Below are 15,954 nucleotides of genomic sequence, written 5' to 3' on the forward strand. Positions count from 1 at the left end.
AGAATCCCATTTCTCAATTTTAATGCTGAGAAATGGGACTTTTATTACATTTTAAGAAGGATACATTTCCCACTAGAAGCAAACTCGAAGCAGCGGGAAATTTTAACAAAGCTAAACAAGTATTGGTGAAGAAGTCCGATAACAATAGATAATGGGTATGTATCGTTTTGTTTTGATGCTGTCTCATTACATTTCCTCTCGTAAAATGGGGAGTGTACAACAACGGAACGAGCCTCCAGATTTAATGATCTCTGTAATGTCTACCTCAATCACTTGATATCCACGGTTTTGAAGCTGCTTGTTCACCTTTTCGTTAATGGGCAGGCTCAACACTTTTTGATTGCCGATTGACAGCACATTTGTACCTAATGTGAATTGTTCTTCTTCAGTTACTTCAATTAAGTCATAACGGGATGCTAATAAATCTGCTTCTTTTTTATTAATGACCCCAGGGAAAATTAATGCTTCAGTTGGTGATAAAATATTGAATACACAATCTAAATGTAAATATTTCTCAGTGAAAGGGATAGGAATTACCTCGTATTCAGGTAACAATGTTTGCAAATGATGGATAGCCTTTTTATTGGTTCGGTTACTTACTCCCGCATAGATAGTATTACGATCGATGAGGACATCACCACCCTCGATATGATCCCTTTTTAAGTTATCAAAGACGATTTGTTCTTTTTCCAGCCATTGTTTCAAGAATTGTTCTTCACCTTGTCTAATATTGCTTGCCATTTCAGCGACAAATACCTTTTGTCCAATTGTAAATCCGATATCGCGAGTAAATACCTGTTCTGGATATCTTTTGTGGGAAGGGAGAAGAATAACCTCAACTCCATGATCACGCAATGTTTGAACAAATTGTTTATGTTGCTTCATAGCAAGCTCGATATGAATGTTCTCATTTTTAAAATGTTTCTGGGTTTCATTTATCACTTCCCGTATTGTCATATATTGAGGCTGACATAAAATTACTTTGATCAGTCTGTCATACTCGCTAGAGCAAGACACTTTGAAAGCTGATTCTGGAATTACCGGCATAATAAGTCCTCCTGAAAATGCTTTTACTCATACTATTCCCAACGATATATACAGAATAACCATAGGTGATTTTGAAATTTATGCCTGTTCAATAATATTGAAATAATGTAATGTGTATAGGAAACAAATATAATAAACGAGGAGTTCCTAGACTTTAAAGGCATGAACTGCCTAACGTTTAATGAAGTACCAAAAGAAGGCGAGCATAAATGATATACTCGCCTTCTTTTTATAGCACGACAATGCGTATTAGATAGTACTTATCGAATATTCAGGGCTTAAGTCAAAGCAGGCATTCTTAGCAACCATCTTAGCTTAGAGGTCGCTTTATCGATAAAAAATGCGGCTTTAATCACAGTAATAGTTAAAGTTGAGAATAAGCTGAAAAGAATATTCAAAGTATATCCCCCCACATTGAAGTATAGTGTTACAGAATAACACTATACTTATTGTTTGTCTAAAAAGCATATTTATGTAGTGGTAAATTTTAATAAAGAAAACTCGCCGATTGGCGAGCTCTGCTCTTGGGCGAAGACAGAGGCGTAGTTGCCCTTATACTGTATTCCTAAAATTTTCAACTACGTCGAATTCACCTTCTAGCTGGAAATTTATACTTTCCTACAGTGTAAAAATCCATAGAAAGTCACTATACCTATTACAAACAACATGCTACAAGTCGACTGTAACGTATCTAATGAGAAATATTCTAAGTTACGAATGGGCAAATCGCCACGTTTTCTGTTGCTCGTTACCGTATCATTCGCATACGAGTAAAAGACAAAGGTTCAATTCCTGATAGAGCTTCTGATGGCGGTGTTTGAAGAGAAGACTAGAAAATATTTTTAGAAAATGGATAGCTCTCATTTTATACAATTATTGGTCCCCTGTAGGCTGTAACTTTAATGCTTGATCAGCCATATCCGTATCTACTTGCACCTGCTTAGACGTATCAAGAGGAAAATAATACCCTTTATTCACCATATAATCGGAAATTTGCTTATGAAAGTTAATGCAATCCTCTAAATGCTGAGTTAATGTACTCCGTATCTCAGGAGTAGCTGTTTCCGTAATAGCTAAGGCATACTGTTTAATTGCAGACTTTGCCGCAATTAGCATATCCGTTGCAATGACTTGCTCTGTTAATGAACTCATTCCAGATAGCTTTCCAATAAAAGGATTCATTGTACAAGTCTCCCATTTGTTAAGTGGTTTTTTAGATCCGTAGCATGCCGGGCAGACATATCAACATCATCTTGCATCATTTTCTTTAGCTGTTCGTCTGCTACTAATTTTTGCATAGCAGATGACTTTGTTACACATAAACTTTTAAATACTAGCAGTTCATGTAGCTCTAATAATTCGTGTACACCCAACTGTTCACGCATTTATTTCACCTCAAACTTCTTTTGTTTACATAATATTATTGCTGTAAAGCTTCAGCGGCATATGAAATATCCTTTTGCAGCTGCTGGGGGATATTGTAAGCATCATAAATCCCTCTATTCTGAAGAAAGCCATAAATTTGCTCATGCTGCGTAATCGCTTTTTGTAACTCTTTATGATAAAACGTATGTATCTCGGGTGATGAAGCTTCTGTAATCGCAGCAGCAAAATCCTTAATCGCAGCCTTTGTTTCAAACAGCATATCCGTTGCAATGACATGGTCTATAAAGCTTAATTGTTTTTTATTCATTATCGTACGTTCTCCTTATTGCTTCATTTGCGTAGCTGCAGCACTAAGAAATGTTTTCATCTCGCTAATTGTTTCTGTTCCTTGGCGAATTCCTTGCTCAATAAGCATCTTTAGCTCTACATTTTCTGTTTGCTGTAATCGTGATTTTGCTTCTACTAAACAAGCCACCTTAAAATTAAGAATCTCACGCATATCTGTAATCTCGTGCACACCGAAATGTTGGCTCTCCATTATTATCTCTCCTTTACTTGCCGCACAGCATGGAGGTAGTTTTTGTTAAGGGAAAGGGAAATATTCTCACACTTTAAGAAAGCATAACTTTTCGAGCCTTGTCCGCTTTTCTTAATCGAGATGGTTTTTTGGCTTGGCTAGCTTAGTGTTCACAATTCAGTAGTATTGACGAGACAGAACAGAGAAAATGGTTTACAATATAAAGAAGGATTACGGATAGAGGAAGCATTTGCTTTTATAGAGCAGCAAGCTTCCTTGTATCTATACAACATTCGTTTGTTTCGTATAGTGATGAAGTAGATGTCAGAAGTCAATGGTTACAGCAAGAAAGCTGTGTTTAGTATTAAACAAATAACTGAATCGGCAATATTTGAGCATGTATTTATCGGGACGCCTTTAATCTATTTAAGTATGGGAAGGATTTCAATTCTAGTACGATATATGCGCTTTGTTATATTAAAATATCGCTTTCTAGGAAGTATGTTTTAATTTTCAATAAAAATACCATACAAAATATTTTCTGAATTTTGTATAATATGTAACATAGAAAATTCGAAGTAAGGCAGGTACGAAACAATGAAAAATGTAAAGGAAGCCATCAAGATCGAGGATATCCTCGTCGCTCACAGCACGTTAAAGGATGTTGTTTATAATACGCAGCTGCAGCGAGACCCGATTTTATCTGAGCAATATGATTGTAACGTGTATTTAAAGAGAGAGGATCAGCAGACAGTACGTTCTTTCAAAATTCGCGGGGCGTATAACTGTATTAACAATCTACAGCCCGATCAGCTTGAAAACGGTGTAGTGTGTGCTAGCGCAGGTAACCATGCGCAAGGTGTGGCTTATACATGCCGAAAACTAAACATACCTGCCAAAATCTTTATGCCAAGCCCGACACCAAATCAAAAAGTATCGCAAGTGCGATTTTTTGGCGGGGCAAATGTAGAAATTATTTTAACAGGAGATACGTTTGATAGTGCTTATGCTGAGGCTGTTCAATATGCAAAAGCGCATGGTATGACATTTATTCATCCGTTCGACAATCCAGATGTAATTGCTGGGCAAGGAACAATAGGTGTAGAAGTTTTACACGATATTGATCGACCAATTGATTATATGTTTATGTCAATTGGCGGTGGCGGTTTGATTTCTGGAGTTGGGACGTATGTGAAAGGTGTTTCGCCATCTACGAAGATTATTGGAGTGGAGCCAGCCGGCGCAGCTTCCATGAATGCCTCCATGAGGGAAGAAAAAGTCGTAACGCTTCCGCAGATTGATCCGTTTGTGGATGGAGCAGCTGTCAAGCAGGTAGGGCATTTAACATATGAAATCTGTAAGGAAGTTCTTGATGATATCGTGACTGTACCTGAAGGCAAGGTATGTACAACACTTTTGGAATTGTACAGCAAAAACGCCATTGTTGCAGAGCCAGCCGGCGCATTGCCAATCGCTGCCCTTGATTTTTATCGGGATGAAATCCGCGGCAAAACAGTTGTATGCATCGTGAGCGGCGGTAACAATGATATTGGCCGCATGCAGGAGATTAAAGAGCGTTCTCTTATGTATGAAGGATTAAAGCATTACTTTATCGTCAACTTTCCACAGCGTCCGCGTGCTTTGCGCGAGTTTCTTGATGATGTACTTGGACCAAATGATGACATTACTCGTTTTGAATATACGAAAAAGAGCAATAAGGATAACGGACCAGCTCTCGTTGGTATTGAGTTAACATGTAAAGAAGATTATGAGCCGCTAGTGCAGCGCATGAATGCACATGGTATTAAATATATGGAGATTAATCACGATCCAACGTTGTTTAATTTATTGGTTTAACTAACATAAAAGGGTGTTCCGAATCAGGAGCACCCTTTTTGATATCATTACTATGTTTGCGGAGTTGTTTTTTCATTGTAAGTAACGGAAATAAATATAAAAATGTGAAATCAACAAAGAAACAATTGTAAGCGGCAACCCGATTTTTAGAAAGGTCATGTAGCTGAATCCATGTCCTTCACGGCTTGCAATTCCTGCAACTACTACGTTGGCTGATGCGCCAATTAAAGTGCCGTTTCCACCAAGACACGCTCCGAGAGCCAATGCCCACCATAGCACCTCAACTTGTGATGCATCGGGAGAGAGACCAAGGCCAGCAGCTAAATCTTTAATGAGCGGGATCATTGTAGCGACAAATGGGATATTGTCAATTGTTGCCGAAGCGGCTCCAGATACCCATAAAATGAGCAGAGCTGCAGATGAGATGTTACCGTCTGTGATTTGTAGAACATGCTGAGCTAAAGAACCGATCAAACCAATGTCAATGAGTGCGCCGACAAGTACGAATAAGCCTGCGAAAAAGAAAATGGTTACCCATTCAACCCCAGCAAACACTTCTTCTAACTCATGCTGCTTTACGCCAATCAGCATCAGCACTGTTGCGCCTGTTAAGGCGATTACAGCGGCATCTACATGGATAACGGAGTGAAGAATGAAGCCGAGAATAGTGAGAGCCAATACAGATAGTGATTTCTTTAAGAGAGTTGCATCGCGTATATAGTCCTTTTCATGTAAGGATAGAAGTACTTGAATTTGTTCTGATGTTGTCTGTAACTGTTTTCTGTACAAGAGGTACAAGATAGCAAGCAGGGTGATAGTAATCACTAAAACAACTGGTGTTAAATTCAAGAGAAACGCATTAAAATCCAAGCGCTTGTTAGCAGAGCCAATCATGATGTTAGGAGGGTCACCGATTAAGGTTGCTGTTCCTCCCACATTTGAAAAGATGACCTCCGAGATAAGATATGGTATGGGATTCACCTGCAGGATACGTGTAATAGATAACGTTACAGGAACTACAAGCAGCACCGTTGTAACATTATCTAAAAAAGCAGAGCCGACTGCCGTTAAAAGGGATAATAACAGTAAAATACGAATGGGTTGTCCTTTTGCTGCTTTTGCCGCTTTAATGGCGACAAATTCAAATACTCCTGATTTGCTTGTAATGTTTACAAGCATCATCATGCCGATTAGAAGGGTAATGGTTTCCCATTGAATATGGGTGGTAAAGGCAGAGTGAGTGTCTACGACTCCGATCATTACCATAATCGCTGCTCCGAGCAGAGCAATAACGGCCCGGTTTATTTTTTCTGAGATAATAAGCGCGTATGTAACTATAAATAGTGAAATAGCGGTGTAATATTGCCATACGGCAACTTCATGAGTGATAGAATCCAATGCTGTTTCCCCTTTCGTTCCTGATCGTAAATATATTGCAGCAAGTCAAGTATACGGGATAAATGAAAAGAGGGAAAGAATGAGGACAGAAAAATTGCATAAAGATCAAAAATATGTCAAGCTAAGTATTATGTTGCTATTATTTGTATATCTATGATGGATAGAAAAGGAGGGCTTGCAGGTGGAACGTATTCAGGATAAAACTGCCATTCAGACTGAAATTGATAGCTTTGCAAATCAGGATGTATATGTTCATTTGGAAACAACGAATGGTGCATATGCCACTCACACAAACGAGAAGGTAATGACAGTGGGGGCATTTATGCGAAACGCTCGTATTTCGTTCGAACGCGGAACGATAGCTGGAACAAATCCCTATCGTATTGGTTTGAAAATGGAGCATGGCTGGGTGTATGCAGAAGGAATTACCCATTGGCTTAAGGATGAAAAAGGCCGTTTGCTGTTGTCTGGCCATGATAATCTGGGGAGATTGGCTGTAGCGCTTCAGTTAAGTAAAGAGCCATTTTAAAAGGAGGAAACAAGATGGAACGTCATGTACTTGTTGTACTTCCGCATCCAGATGATGAATCGTTTGGAGCAGGGGGAACGATTGCTTTGTATACAAAGGCTGGTGTGTCTGTTACATACGCTTGCGGTACGCTAGGGCAAATGGGGCGGAATATGGGGAAAAATGTATTTGCCAATCGGGAAACGATACCGCAAATTCGCAAAAAGGAATTAGAGGATGCTTGTAAGGAGCTAGGTGTCCAAGATTTACGTTTGTTAGGATTTCATGATAAAACGATGGAATTTGAGGATATTGATGTGGTTGCTGATGCGATTGAACAGGTCATTCAGGAGACGAACCCCTCTTTAATCATTACCTTTTATCCTGATCAGGCAGTGCATCCGGATCACGATGCTTGCGGACGTGCAGTTATTCATGCTCTTTCCCGCATGCCTCTTGAGCAGCGGCCGGTTGTATATGCATTAGCTATTACAAAAAATCGAGTGGAAGTTCTTGGAGAGCCGGATGTTGTTATCGATATAAACGATGTACTCGATGTGAAGCTTGCTGCTTTACGTGCGCACCGTTCCCAAACGGAGGCTATGCTGCAGGATATGCAGCAGAAAATAGACAAGCAGGATGAAACGACGCTAAACTGGCTTCGTTACGAACAGTTTTGGATTTATAAATGGTAAGCAATCGGTGAGTTTTCTTTATGAGATGGATCGTCCTCGAAGGCGATCCGTTTTTGGTATATTTCGTTTTTTAGATTGGGAGGATATATATGAACATACAAATTAGAATTTCTATGGAAAAAGATATCCCGCAGCTATCTAACCTAATGATACAATATATTGTTGATTTCTATCAAAGACCGCGTCCAGATGAAGAGGCGTTAAGGCAGCTGATTCAGCATATTCAATGTAATCCTTCGAGCGGTCTGCAGTTTGTAGCAGAGCAAAACGGTAAATTGATTGGATTTGCGACATTATATTTTGCCTTTAGTACACTGCAGCTTAAACGAACAGCTATTTTAAATGATTTGTTTGTTGTACCTGATGCAAGAGGAAAGAAAGCAGGAGAGCAACTGTTTAGGGCATGCTTATCATACATAAGAGAAAAGGGATTTGGGTACATGACCTGGGAAACTGCGAAGGATAATCATGCAGCGCAGTCCTTATACAGTAAAATGGGCGGTGCGGTCTCCGATTGGCTTGTGTATGAAATGGTGTGAGTTCTATCTATGCTCCCTCCCAATCGTTGGTAGGCGCCTTATGTGATCTCCGCAAAGTAATAGAAGTATTGTTGTCGTCAGAATTAACTTGAAAATCTGACACTAATGTAGTACGATGTTTTAAACACTTAAAATACGATGAAGAGGAATAGTAGGATTTTTTAAGCGATCAGAGAGCTGTTGGTTGGTGCGAAACAGCCGCAATGAAAATTCGAACTCGCCTTGAAGTAGCTCGCTGAAATGATAAAAGAGTAGGTGGAGACGGATCCTAACCGTTATAGTAGGAGGATATAAGGTTGCTACAACCTGTATCTGTTAAGGTGCATGCCGTTTTGGTATGAATTAGAGTGGTACCGCGCAAGATGTCAACAGTCTTTCGTCTCTATATAAATAGAGATGGAGGGCTTTTTTTATTGCGAATTAAGAATGATAACAGTAAGTATTACCGCTGAAAGGATGATCATCACATGAAAAATTTTGAAAAGTATTCCAGAGGTTACTTTATGCCTCCAGTAAAAAGCATGAAATGGGCTGAGAAGGAGTATATTACGGAAGCTCCAATGTGGTGTAGCGTGGATCTGCGGGATGGAAACCAGGCTTTGGTTATCCCTATGAGCTTGGAAGAAAAGCTAGAATTTTTTCAGGTTTTGGTAAAAATAGGATTTAAGGAAATAGAAGTAGGTTTTCCTGCTGCATCTGAAACAGAATATGCTTTTTTGCGTACCTTAATTGAACAGGATCTAATTCCAGATGATGTGACAATTCAAGTGTTGACACAATCAAGAGAGCATATTATCAAAAAAACATTTGAATCGCTGCAAGGTGCGAAAAAAGCAGTCGTCCATTTGTATAATTCAACTTCCGTAGCTCAACGTGAACAAGTATTCAAAAAATCTAAAGAAGAAATTATTGATATTGCTGTAACTGGTGCAAAACTGTTGAAGAAATATGCAGCGGAAACAGAAGGGAACTTCCAATTCCAGTACTCGCCAGAAAGCTTTACAGGTACAGAAATTGAGTTTGCGCTTGATATTTGTAATAGCGTACTCGATGTATGGCAGCCAACTGCTGATAACAAGGTAATTATCAATTTGCCGGCTACAGTATCCATGTCTATGTCGCATGTGTATGCGAGCCAGATTGAATACATGAGTGATCGTCTAAGTCACCGGGAGAATGTCATCCTGTCGCTTCATCCGCATAATGATAGAGGAAGCGGTGTTGCAGATGCCGAGCTAGGATTGCTGGCTGGAGGACAGAGAATCGAGGGGACTCTATTTGGAAATGGAGAAAGAACAGGGAACGTCGATATTGTTACACTTGCCTTGAACTTGTATTCGCATGGGGTGAATCCAGAGCTGAATTTTGAAAATCTTCCTGAAATTGCAGCTATATATGAGCGTTTAACAAGAATGAAGGTCGATGAGAGACAGCCGTATGCTGGTAAGCTTGTATTTGCGGCGTTTTCGGGATCACATCAGGATGCGATTGCTAAGGGAATGAAGTGGCGTGAGGAAAAGGATTGCGAACATTGGACGGTTCCTTATTTGTTGATTGATCCTAAGGATATCGGCAGAGAGTATGAAGGTGATATTATCCGTATTAACAGCCAGTCAGGTAAAGGCGGAATTGGTTATCTTCTTGAGCAGCAATACGGTCTTGATCTTCCTGCTCAAATGCGTGAAAATTTCGGATATACTGTTAAAAATGTATCTGACCGCCTTCATAAGGAGCTTATGCCTAAAGAGATTTATGACATTTTTGTAGAGGAATATGTGAATATCCAAGCTCCAGTTGAGTTTATTAAATATCGCTCTACTGAGAATGACGATTTCCAAACCGTTGTATCTGTTCGGATAAAAGATGAGGTGCAGGAAATTACGGGAGCAGGAAACGGAAGGCTTGATGCTATTAGCAATGCTCTTCAAACGGGCTTAAATATTGATTATACAAATTTACTTTATAAAGAGCATGCACTAGCAATCGGTTCTGGCTCACAGGCTGTATCCTATGTAGGAATCACTGCTGCTGATGGTACTGTGTATTGGGGCTGCGGGATTGACGTAGATATTATGACATCCTCTGTAAAAGCTCTATTTAGTGCGATAAACAAAATGATGAGCAGTGCAGATGCTTCTAATTGAAAAGGACTTCTTGCTTGGGAGCTAGCATAACTTAGCTTGTATACACTCTGGCTGTCCCAAAGTCCGGGGTTAAGAGAACGATTGAACATATCAAAAGCTAACCATGTTATATTGGTTAGCTTTTGTGCTTTATTCTGATAGGGACCAGTTATAGTATGCTTGCCAAATGAGAGATTGCATCATTTATTCCAGCAGTTAACTGGGTCGCATGAAAGTAGGATTTATTCGATGAGGAATAAATCCTATGCAGTGGAGTATGACGGAAAGAGGATCTATTATATACATGCTTCGTCAGTGTGCTTATGAAAACAGCATAATGCGTTCGTTGCGATCACCATTGAAGTATTGTCGCGCGGTTAAAGCGATGCCAGTCGCAATCGCGCGTGCCATTTCATACACAACATGCAGATTGGTGTATGGAAGAGTGTTGGAGATGACATCGCCTTCTTCTAGTACAACTCCCATGATACTTACATCGCCTACAGCAGGAAATTGCTTTCCTAACGCGGACCCGGGGCGCAGGTTGCCCTGACGAACAACGATATGATGGACATAGTCTGCTTTGCCAACAATACTGTCCACAGCAAGCAGCCAAGTGTGAGGAGGAAGAGAAAGGCTTTGTACAGTAGCCTCTAAGTTGGTTGCATCTATCGGTTGTTTTAAATTTCCGATTATTCGCAAATGATCTGGGTATAGCCCATTTAACAGCGTACCAACAAATGGTCCAAGACTGTCACCGTTAATCCGGTTACTGCCGATGCATAAGACAGCGATTTGCTCTATATGTTTGGGCAAGCAAGAGAATAATCCGTTTCGAACGAGGAGAGGAGCAATGGGTCGGTCATATGGAATAGTTTGCATGTATAATCACCCTTTTTCCGAATTATACAATTGTATTCGTTCTGCAGGCTGAATATTCCTCTTTTCGAAAACGCAAAAAACCGTCCCATATGTTGGAACGGTTTTTCAGCAACGGATGGACTTGGCGGGATTCGAACCCGCAAGAGGCGAAGTTATGGAGAGTTCCACAACATGCTGCTCTGCCAATTGAGCTACAAGTCCGTGATATTGTAATATCTTTAGCATATCCAATTTGTTACCTTTTATCCTATAGCCAAGGAAAAAAATGATATATATTGTGGTCGTTTTGTTCACAAATGGATAAGCGGGAACAAGTTATAAATTGAATAGTTTTAAGTTTTAGTGAGCATTTCTTTGTAATGAGGAATGCTCTTTTATCTTTTTTTAAAAGAAAAGGATATTTTTGCAACAATAATAATATAATAAAACACAATAATGTTTTATTGTAAAACGATAAAATGTATGTTAAAGTCAAATTGACAATAAATAAGTGGGGTGCTTTTTATGAAACAAGTTACGACGTTCTTTTTAAGGATGGCTGTTATTTTTATTGGAATTCCAGTTCTTGCTTTGTGCATATTTTTGGTGCCTGAGATAGGGAATGTTGCAGCAAAATTGTTACCAAAGTTTGCTTTTATAAAATATCTCGTTTTCATCGTTTTTGATGCATCGGCGATACCTTTTTACTTTGCTCTGTATCAGGCTTTTAAGCTTTTAAGCTATATTGACAAGAATACAGCTTTCTCCGAATTATCTGTAAAGGCTTTACAGAAAATCAAATACTGTGCCATCACAATCAGTGGCTTGCATGTGCTAGCCTTACCACTCTTCTATCTATTTGCGGATAAAGACGACGCCCCAGGTGTTATCTTTGTCGGATTGGTTGTTCCTTTTGCTTCAATGGTTATCGCAGTCTTTGCTGCTGTTCTCCAAAGACTTTTACAAGAAGCTATTAATATAAAATCAGAAAATGATTTAACGGTCTGAGGTGAATAATATGGCGATTATAATCAATATTGATGTGATGCTGGCTAAAAGGAAAATGAGCGTAACAGAACTTTCGGAGAGGGTAGGCATTACGATGGCTAATCTTTCTATATTGAAAAACGGAAAGGCAAAAGCGATACGATTATCAACTTTAGAAGCAATTTGTAAGGCTTTAGAATGCCAACCTGGAGATATTTTAGAATACAAAAGTGATGAAGACACCCAAGCATAATGGACAACATATTTCTTGCACGAACGGGAGCTTTAATTCAATAAGACTGTTAATGTAAAACGCTTGGATTATATTTTTAATCCAAGCGTTTTTGTGTTGGCACTTGTGACAAAACAGATCACTCAACTACAATACTGAGTGGCAAAAAAGAAAAGCACCTTGAGTTGGGGTAATTTCATTATAGGTCTAGCTTAACCTCTCAACAAACCTAGTGTGAGATAATCTCACAATGTTTTTGTAGAAAGAAAAATTACTTCTTTTGGGACGATTTTTACATTTGTAAAAGGATCACAAATTTTGTTGGGTTAACATATCATTCTTGTTAATGTTTGTTTAAATACAGGAAAGTAAATAAGAAAGTATGTATACTCACTCATATACTTTTACTTATTTACTTCGAATTGGTGGTGAAAATGAAAATGCTAACTATGTACCTAAAGCCAGTCTGGACACCATTAAAATGGTTTGGAATTTCTATTTTTAGGGGCAAGAGTGATGGAAGGTATTATTATAAGATAGGGACGAAACCGTTTAAACGGATAGGAAAAGCCATATAGAATAAGATTTCACATACAAACTATGAAGTAAAAAGAGCTAGTTTCTGTAAGAACTGGCTTTTTTATATTGAAAGTATAAATTTCCATCCAGAAGCCGATACACTATACAACAGGTATTTCTTCTATGTTGAGCTATATTGATAAATTAAACTGTATAATACAGGGAACACCGTATAATGTTCTTTTTTTCTTTTTTAGCACCAATTCTATATTCGTTATGTTCATCCCATTATTGCTACAGGTTATTTCTGGATGTATAGCATTTAGGACGTTGAGAAACAAGGAAAATTCTAATGATATTTATTAATTAAATGAATATCATACAGTGATTGTATCTTTGGGACTGTGGGCGCAGAGATAATTAAGAGGGATTATTTGATGCAACAGAGAAAGAAGCAGTAAATTTCCTTTGGCATCATAGAGCTGCATTTCGGAAAAGCGTTAAGGAACTGAAGAGAGTAATAAACAATGATAAACCTGTATGGTAATGAGTCATAGAGAATTTGAGAAACAATCATTTAGAAGTAGGTGCTTTTTGCCGGGAATGATACAATCATGCTCCACAACCTTCTCATATAAAAAGGAGATGCTCAAAAGGGTATATTGCGTGCCTTTTAGAGTATCTCCTTTTTTATGTGCAATGTAATTTTCATAATCAATATTAGTCATACATTTCCTGAAAGATTAGGTAACTCCTGCTTACACCTTACTAACAAAAGGAAACATTTAGCACAATAGGGGCAAGGAAAATGGGTTCTTCTATACCATCAATCTTTTACTTGTCCCAGAAAATAAAAAAGAGAGCCATTACCTCATTTCATGATTCTCTGCAAAGTCTTTGTATTCTTAGTTGCCTTTTTCCTCTTTGTATACCTTACTAGAAGCAATCAACTTTTCTAGTTCACTTCTGTAATGTAGCAAATGCTTTCGTAATTCCTTCTTCTTACTTGGAGTTATATCCTTTCCATTGAGGTTCTTACCTGTCTGTAAAGTTTGCTTGACCTCATTTCTCATAGTTACTAGCTTGTATCCCGTTTCTTTCAGGGTCTTAGTCTGATACGTCCGCATCATTTTAATTAGTATCGTTCTAGCTTCATGAGCTTTCTTATTCAACTGCCCACCTCCAAGTTTTGCAGTCGTAATTTAACTGCTATATTATCATAACATGAATTGTAAAATATTTCAAATCAACTGTGTCTTTACAACGTATACATCACTTTCATGATGCTCACCTAGACATATATAGATAAGAACAAATAACAACAAATAGCATATAGTAAGGAATAGCCACATAGGGTAATTTTGTACAGAAATATTGTTTGGTTAATTTAATCGTGATAATAGCTTCAAAACTGCTTTTTATTACATCCCAACTTTATCCTGCCCTATATCTTTCACAAGTAACATAAATTATATGGTATGAAATTTTACTACGCCAAAAACACTTTCCTTGAAGGTTTTTTCGACATTGATTTAAGTGCTTAGCTATAAGTGTTAGAAGAGATTTGAAAAAAGATGCTGTCTTATCTTAAACAGGAGCAGTGATACTTATGAATGTTACTCATATTCAAGTTCATGTATTGGGGAACTATCAATTCGAAGATGCACATGCAACAATAGAAATTGATGGTGACAAGAAATACACTGTGTATGCTAAGTATACGAGGAAGCGTGAAGTGAAAATAATTCATGATAATGAGTTACCTGCTGAATTAGAACCTTTATATAATAAAATGGAAAAAGAGTTGAACAGACGTATCAGGGGATTACATTCGGCAAGGCTGATATTTGGTGAAGAATAAGAAAATATCAATTACTAAAACAGAATGAGCAATTAGTCTCTTTAAAAAATTAATCAGTCTGTATGAATTTAACAAGTATCCCCATTGTTATTTGTTTTGTTCCCTGTTATTCTAAAAGAGAATTATTTTTGTTCGGTGTATGAAGGGATAATGAGTGTAAAAACAGTTTGTGTCTTAATATGTCTAGACAAGAATAGTATTACAAGTGTGTGTGAATACGCACTAGGGGGCAACAATATGTTACAAGGTACAGTTAAATGGTTTAATGCAGAAAAAGGATTTGGATTTATCGAGCGCGAAGGTGGAGATGATGTATTTGTTCACTTCTCAGCTATTCAAGGTGAGGGATTCAAATCTCTAGAAGAAGGTCAAAAAGTTACATTTGAAATTACTCAAGGTAACCGTGGAGATCAAGCTGCTAACGTACAAAAAGCTTAATTAAATATATAGACAAAAAAAGTCTGACCCAGAAGGTGCACATGTATCTTGTAGGGTCAGACTTTTTTATTCTCCAGAAAATAAAAGAACTGTTCTTTTTAGTAGTGTTATTCATATCAGTCTTCTCCAATGAGCATACTGCCAAAAACTACATAAGATAAACATCATAAACACAACCATTCAGGAGTAGCGTTCATCAATCATCAGGGGCGCGGACGTTCTTGTTTACAATGAATCAGGAAATTTAGAACTTGCAGAACTAAATGCTGAATTTGTTTCTGATCGAGTGCCTAAACAATTTGTGTTAGCTAATGCTTTTGGAACAACGCTAAGACAGTTGAGCACATTTGAACTCTAAGAATCCTGTCATCTTTACCGTCTTGCTTCTAGGATATTACGTAAAGTATACGAATTCCTTATTACTATGGAAGGAATTGGATATAAAAACTCGAATCTATTAGCGTACTCTAATTTCGAGCCTAGGAAGGTGACGAAACATGATGATAAAAACAGCAGATTTATGTGATGTATATAGCGAATACATAGACATATGTGAACCGCTATTCCGCTCTTATGGAAAGAAGCAATGTTTTTATGGACCAATGGCAACGCTGAAGGTGTTAGATGATAACGTGCTTGTAAAGAAGGCTTTGGAAACTTTACCGGCAGGCACAGTTCTTGTTGTAGATGGTGGGGGCTCCACACGCTGTGCGCTTCTCGGTGATAATTTAGCAGCCATTGCAGCAGCACGACAACTTGCTGGTATTATTATAAATGGCTGTGTAAGAGATGTTGCTGAGCTAAAGGAAATTGAGCTTGGCATTTTCGCACTTGCAAGTATGCCCCAAAAAAGTAAAAAGGAAGGAAAGGGGGAGGAAAATAGACTGCTCTCATTTGGGGGGATTGAATGGTATCCTAATCATTATGTGTATGCCGATGAAGATGGTGTAATCGTTTCTGATCGCCTTCTTGTTGAAGAATAAATG

Annotated in this window: 18 protein-coding genes, 1 tRNA gene and 1 other annotated feature; of the genes, 10 read left to right on the top strand and 9 right to left on the bottom strand. The window is 38.2% G+C overall.

Going from position 1 to position 15,954, the window contains the following annotated elements; genetic code table 11:
- Window positions 1-186: 186 nt before the first annotated feature.
- The 5 genes from AAHB12_RS05550 to AAHB12_RS05570 form a co-directional block, all read right to left on the bottom strand.
- Window positions 187-1,047 carry a dimethylarginine dimethylaminohydrolase family protein gene (locus tag AAHB12_RS05550; RefSeq protein ID WP_342044589.1) on the bottom strand — a complete coding sequence of 287 codons (861 nt, stop codon included), beginning with the start codon at window positions 1,045-1,047 and terminating at the stop codon, window positions 187-189.
- A gap of 873 nt (window positions 1,048-1,920) precedes the next feature.
- A complete protein-coding gene (locus AAHB12_RS05555; protein ID WP_342044590.1) occupies window positions 1,921-2,229 on the bottom strand; it encodes a spore coat protein in 309 nt (102 codons plus the stop codon).
- Window positions 2,226-2,432, bottom strand: a complete 207-nt coding sequence (locus tag AAHB12_RS05560; RefSeq protein ID WP_342044591.1) for a hypothetical protein — start codon at window positions 2,430-2,432, stop codon at window positions 2,226-2,228. Before AAHB12_RS05560 ends, AAHB12_RS05555 begins: the two co-directional genes overlap by 4 nt.
- A 35-nt stretch (window positions 2,433-2,467) precedes the next feature.
- Entirely contained in the window at window positions 2,468-2,740 is a 273-nt protein-coding gene (locus AAHB12_RS05565; RefSeq protein ID WP_129726136.1) for a spore coat protein, read from the bottom strand.
- Window positions 2,741-2,755: 15 nt separating this feature from the next.
- Entirely contained in the window at window positions 2,756-2,971 is a 216-nt protein-coding gene (locus AAHB12_RS05570; RefSeq protein WP_342044592.1) for a hypothetical protein, read from the bottom strand.
- A gap of 576 nt (window positions 2,972-3,547) precedes the next feature.
- On the opposite strand from AAHB12_RS05570, the gene ilvA reads away from it, so the two are divergent.
- Complete coding sequence (gene ilvA, locus AAHB12_RS05575; RefSeq protein WP_129726138.1) at window positions 3,548-4,807, top strand: threonine ammonia-lyase IlvA; 1,260 nt, start codon at window positions 3,548-3,550, stop codon at window positions 4,805-4,807.
- Window positions 4,808-4,879: 72 nt separating this feature from the next.
- On the opposite strand, the gene AAHB12_RS05580 is transcribed toward ilvA, so the two are convergent.
- A complete protein-coding gene (locus AAHB12_RS05580) occupies window positions 4,880-6,205 on the bottom strand; it encodes an ArsB/NhaD family transporter (RefSeq protein WP_342044593.1) in 1,326 nt (441 codons plus the stop codon).
- 181 nt (window positions 6,206-6,386) lie between these two features.
- Here AAHB12_RS05580 and AAHB12_RS05585 point away from each other — a divergent pair, with 181 nt between their 5' ends.
- From AAHB12_RS05585 to AAHB12_RS05600, 4 genes are all read left to right on the top strand, one after another.
- Window positions 6,387-6,734 (top strand): YojF family protein, encoded by a 348-nt coding sequence (locus tag AAHB12_RS05585; RefSeq protein ID WP_129726140.1) that lies wholly within the window; start codon window positions 6,387-6,389, stop codon window positions 6,732-6,734.
- Window positions 6,735-6,748: 14 nt separating this feature from the next.
- Window positions 6,749-7,408: a bacillithiol biosynthesis deacetylase BshB2 gene (gene bshB2 / locus AAHB12_RS05590; protein ID WP_342044594.1), complete on the top strand. Its 660-nt coding sequence runs from the start codon at window positions 6,749-6,751 to the stop codon at window positions 7,406-7,408.
- A gap of 89 nt (window positions 7,409-7,497) precedes the next feature.
- Entirely contained in the window at window positions 7,498-7,947 is a 450-nt protein-coding gene (locus AAHB12_RS05595; RefSeq protein ID WP_129726142.1) for a GNAT family N-acetyltransferase, read from the top strand.
- Window positions 7,948-8,076: 129 nt separating this feature from the next.
- Window positions 8,077-8,334, top strand: a binding site (T-box leader).
- A gap of 80 nt (window positions 8,335-8,414) precedes the next feature.
- A complete protein-coding gene (locus AAHB12_RS05600) occupies window positions 8,415-10,091 on the top strand; it encodes a 2-isopropylmalate synthase (RefSeq protein WP_342044595.1) in 1,677 nt (558 codons plus the stop codon).
- A 300-nt stretch (window positions 10,092-10,391) separates the two neighbouring features.
- Here AAHB12_RS05600 and yyaC read toward each other — a convergent pair whose 3' ends face one another.
- Entirely contained in the window at window positions 10,392-10,952 is a 561-nt protein-coding gene (yyaC, locus tag AAHB12_RS05605) for a spore protease YyaC (protein ID WP_342044596.1), read from the bottom strand.
- Window positions 10,953-11,068: 116 nt separating this feature from the next.
- Window positions 11,069-11,153 (bottom strand) — tRNA-OTHER (locus AAHB12_RS05610).
- Between the two features lie 303 nt (window positions 11,154-11,456).
- Here AAHB12_RS05610 and AAHB12_RS05615 point away from each other — a divergent pair.
- Together AAHB12_RS05615 and AAHB12_RS05620 are read left to right on the top strand one after the other, a co-directional pair.
- Window positions 11,457-11,939: a DUF2975 domain-containing protein gene (locus tag AAHB12_RS05615; RefSeq protein ID WP_129726145.1), complete on the top strand. Its 483-nt coding sequence runs from the start codon at window positions 11,457-11,459 to the stop codon at window positions 11,937-11,939.
- A gap of 10 nt (window positions 11,940-11,949) precedes the next feature.
- A complete protein-coding gene (locus AAHB12_RS05620; RefSeq protein WP_129726146.1) occupies window positions 11,950-12,171 on the top strand; it encodes a helix-turn-helix domain-containing protein in 222 nt (73 codons plus the stop codon).
- A gap of 1,403 nt (window positions 12,172-13,574) precedes the next feature.
- Here AAHB12_RS05620 and AAHB12_RS05625 read toward each other — a convergent pair.
- Complete coding sequence (locus AAHB12_RS05625) at window positions 13,575-13,841, bottom strand: hypothetical protein (protein WP_342044597.1); 267 nt, start codon at window positions 13,839-13,841, stop codon at window positions 13,575-13,577.
- A 437-nt stretch (window positions 13,842-14,278) separates the two neighbouring features.
- On the opposite strand from AAHB12_RS05625, the gene AAHB12_RS05630 reads away from it, so the two are divergent.
- The 3 genes from AAHB12_RS05630 to rraA all read left to right on the top strand — a co-directional run bounded on the left by AAHB12_RS05630 (window position 14,279) and on the right by rraA (window position 15,951).
- A complete protein-coding gene (locus AAHB12_RS05630; RefSeq protein ID WP_129726149.1) occupies window positions 14,279-14,530 on the top strand; it encodes a hypothetical protein in 252 nt (83 codons plus the stop codon).
- 237 nt (window positions 14,531-14,767) lie between these two features.
- Complete coding sequence (locus AAHB12_RS05635) at window positions 14,768-14,968, top strand: cold-shock protein (protein ID WP_129726150.1); 201 nt, start codon at window positions 14,768-14,770, stop codon at window positions 14,966-14,968.
- 500 nt (window positions 14,969-15,468) lie between these two features.
- Window positions 15,469-15,951 (top strand): ribonuclease E activity regulator RraA, encoded by a 483-nt coding sequence (gene rraA / locus AAHB12_RS05640; protein ID WP_342044627.1) that lies wholly within the window; start codon window positions 15,469-15,471, stop codon window positions 15,949-15,951.
- Window positions 15,952-15,954 lie beyond the last annotated feature (3 nt).

The organism is Bacillus sp. OTU530, assembly GCF_038440375.1.

Coding starts and splice junctions, on each gene's coding strand:
- AAHB12_RS05595 (WP_129726142.1), top strand. CDS start 7,498: ATGAACATACAAATTAGAATTTCTATGGAAAAAGATATCCCGCAGCTA.
- rraA (WP_342044627.1), top strand. CDS start 15,469: ATGATAAAAACAGCAGATTTATGTGATGTATATAGCGAATACATAGAC.
- AAHB12_RS05620 (WP_129726146.1), top strand. CDS start 11,950: ATGGCGATTATAATCAATATTGATGTGATGCTGGCTAAAAGGAAAATG.
- AAHB12_RS05600 (WP_342044595.1), top strand. CDS start 8,415: ATGAAAAATTTTGAAAAGTATTCCAGAGGTTACTTTATGCCTCCAGTA.
- AAHB12_RS05635 (WP_129726150.1), top strand. CDS start 14,768: ATGTTACAAGGTACAGTTAAATGGTTTAATGCAGAAAAAGGATTTGGA.
- AAHB12_RS05560 (WP_342044591.1), bottom strand. CDS start 2,432: ATGCGTGAACAGTTGGGTGTACACGAATTATTAGAGCTACATGAACTG.
- AAHB12_RS05570 (WP_342044592.1), bottom strand. CDS start 2,971: ATGGAGAGCCAACATTTCGGTGTGCACGAGATTACAGATATGCGTGAG.
- AAHB12_RS05555 (WP_342044590.1), bottom strand. CDS start 2,229: ATGAATCCTTTTATTGGAAAGCTATCTGGAATGAGTTCATTAACAGAG.
- bshB2 (WP_342044594.1), top strand. CDS start 6,749: ATGGAACGTCATGTACTTGTTGTACTTCCGCATCCAGATGATGAATCG.
- ilvA (WP_129726138.1), top strand. CDS start 3,548: ATGAAAAATGTAAAGGAAGCCATCAAGATCGAGGATATCCTCGTCGCT.
- yyaC (WP_342044596.1), bottom strand. CDS start 10,952: ATGCAAACTATTCCATATGACCGACCCATTGCTCCTCTCCTCGTTCGA.
- AAHB12_RS05565 (WP_129726136.1), bottom strand. CDS start 2,740: ATGAATAAAAAACAATTAAGCTTTATAGACCATGTCATTGCAACGGAT.
- AAHB12_RS05550 (WP_342044589.1), bottom strand. CDS start 1,047: ATGCCGGTAATTCCAGAATCAGCTTTCAAAGTGTCTTGCTCTAGCGAG.
- AAHB12_RS05630 (WP_129726149.1), top strand. CDS start 14,279: ATGAATGTTACTCATATTCAAGTTCATGTATTGGGGAACTATCAATTC.
- AAHB12_RS05615 (WP_129726145.1), top strand. CDS start 11,457: ATGAAACAAGTTACGACGTTCTTTTTAAGGATGGCTGTTATTTTTATT.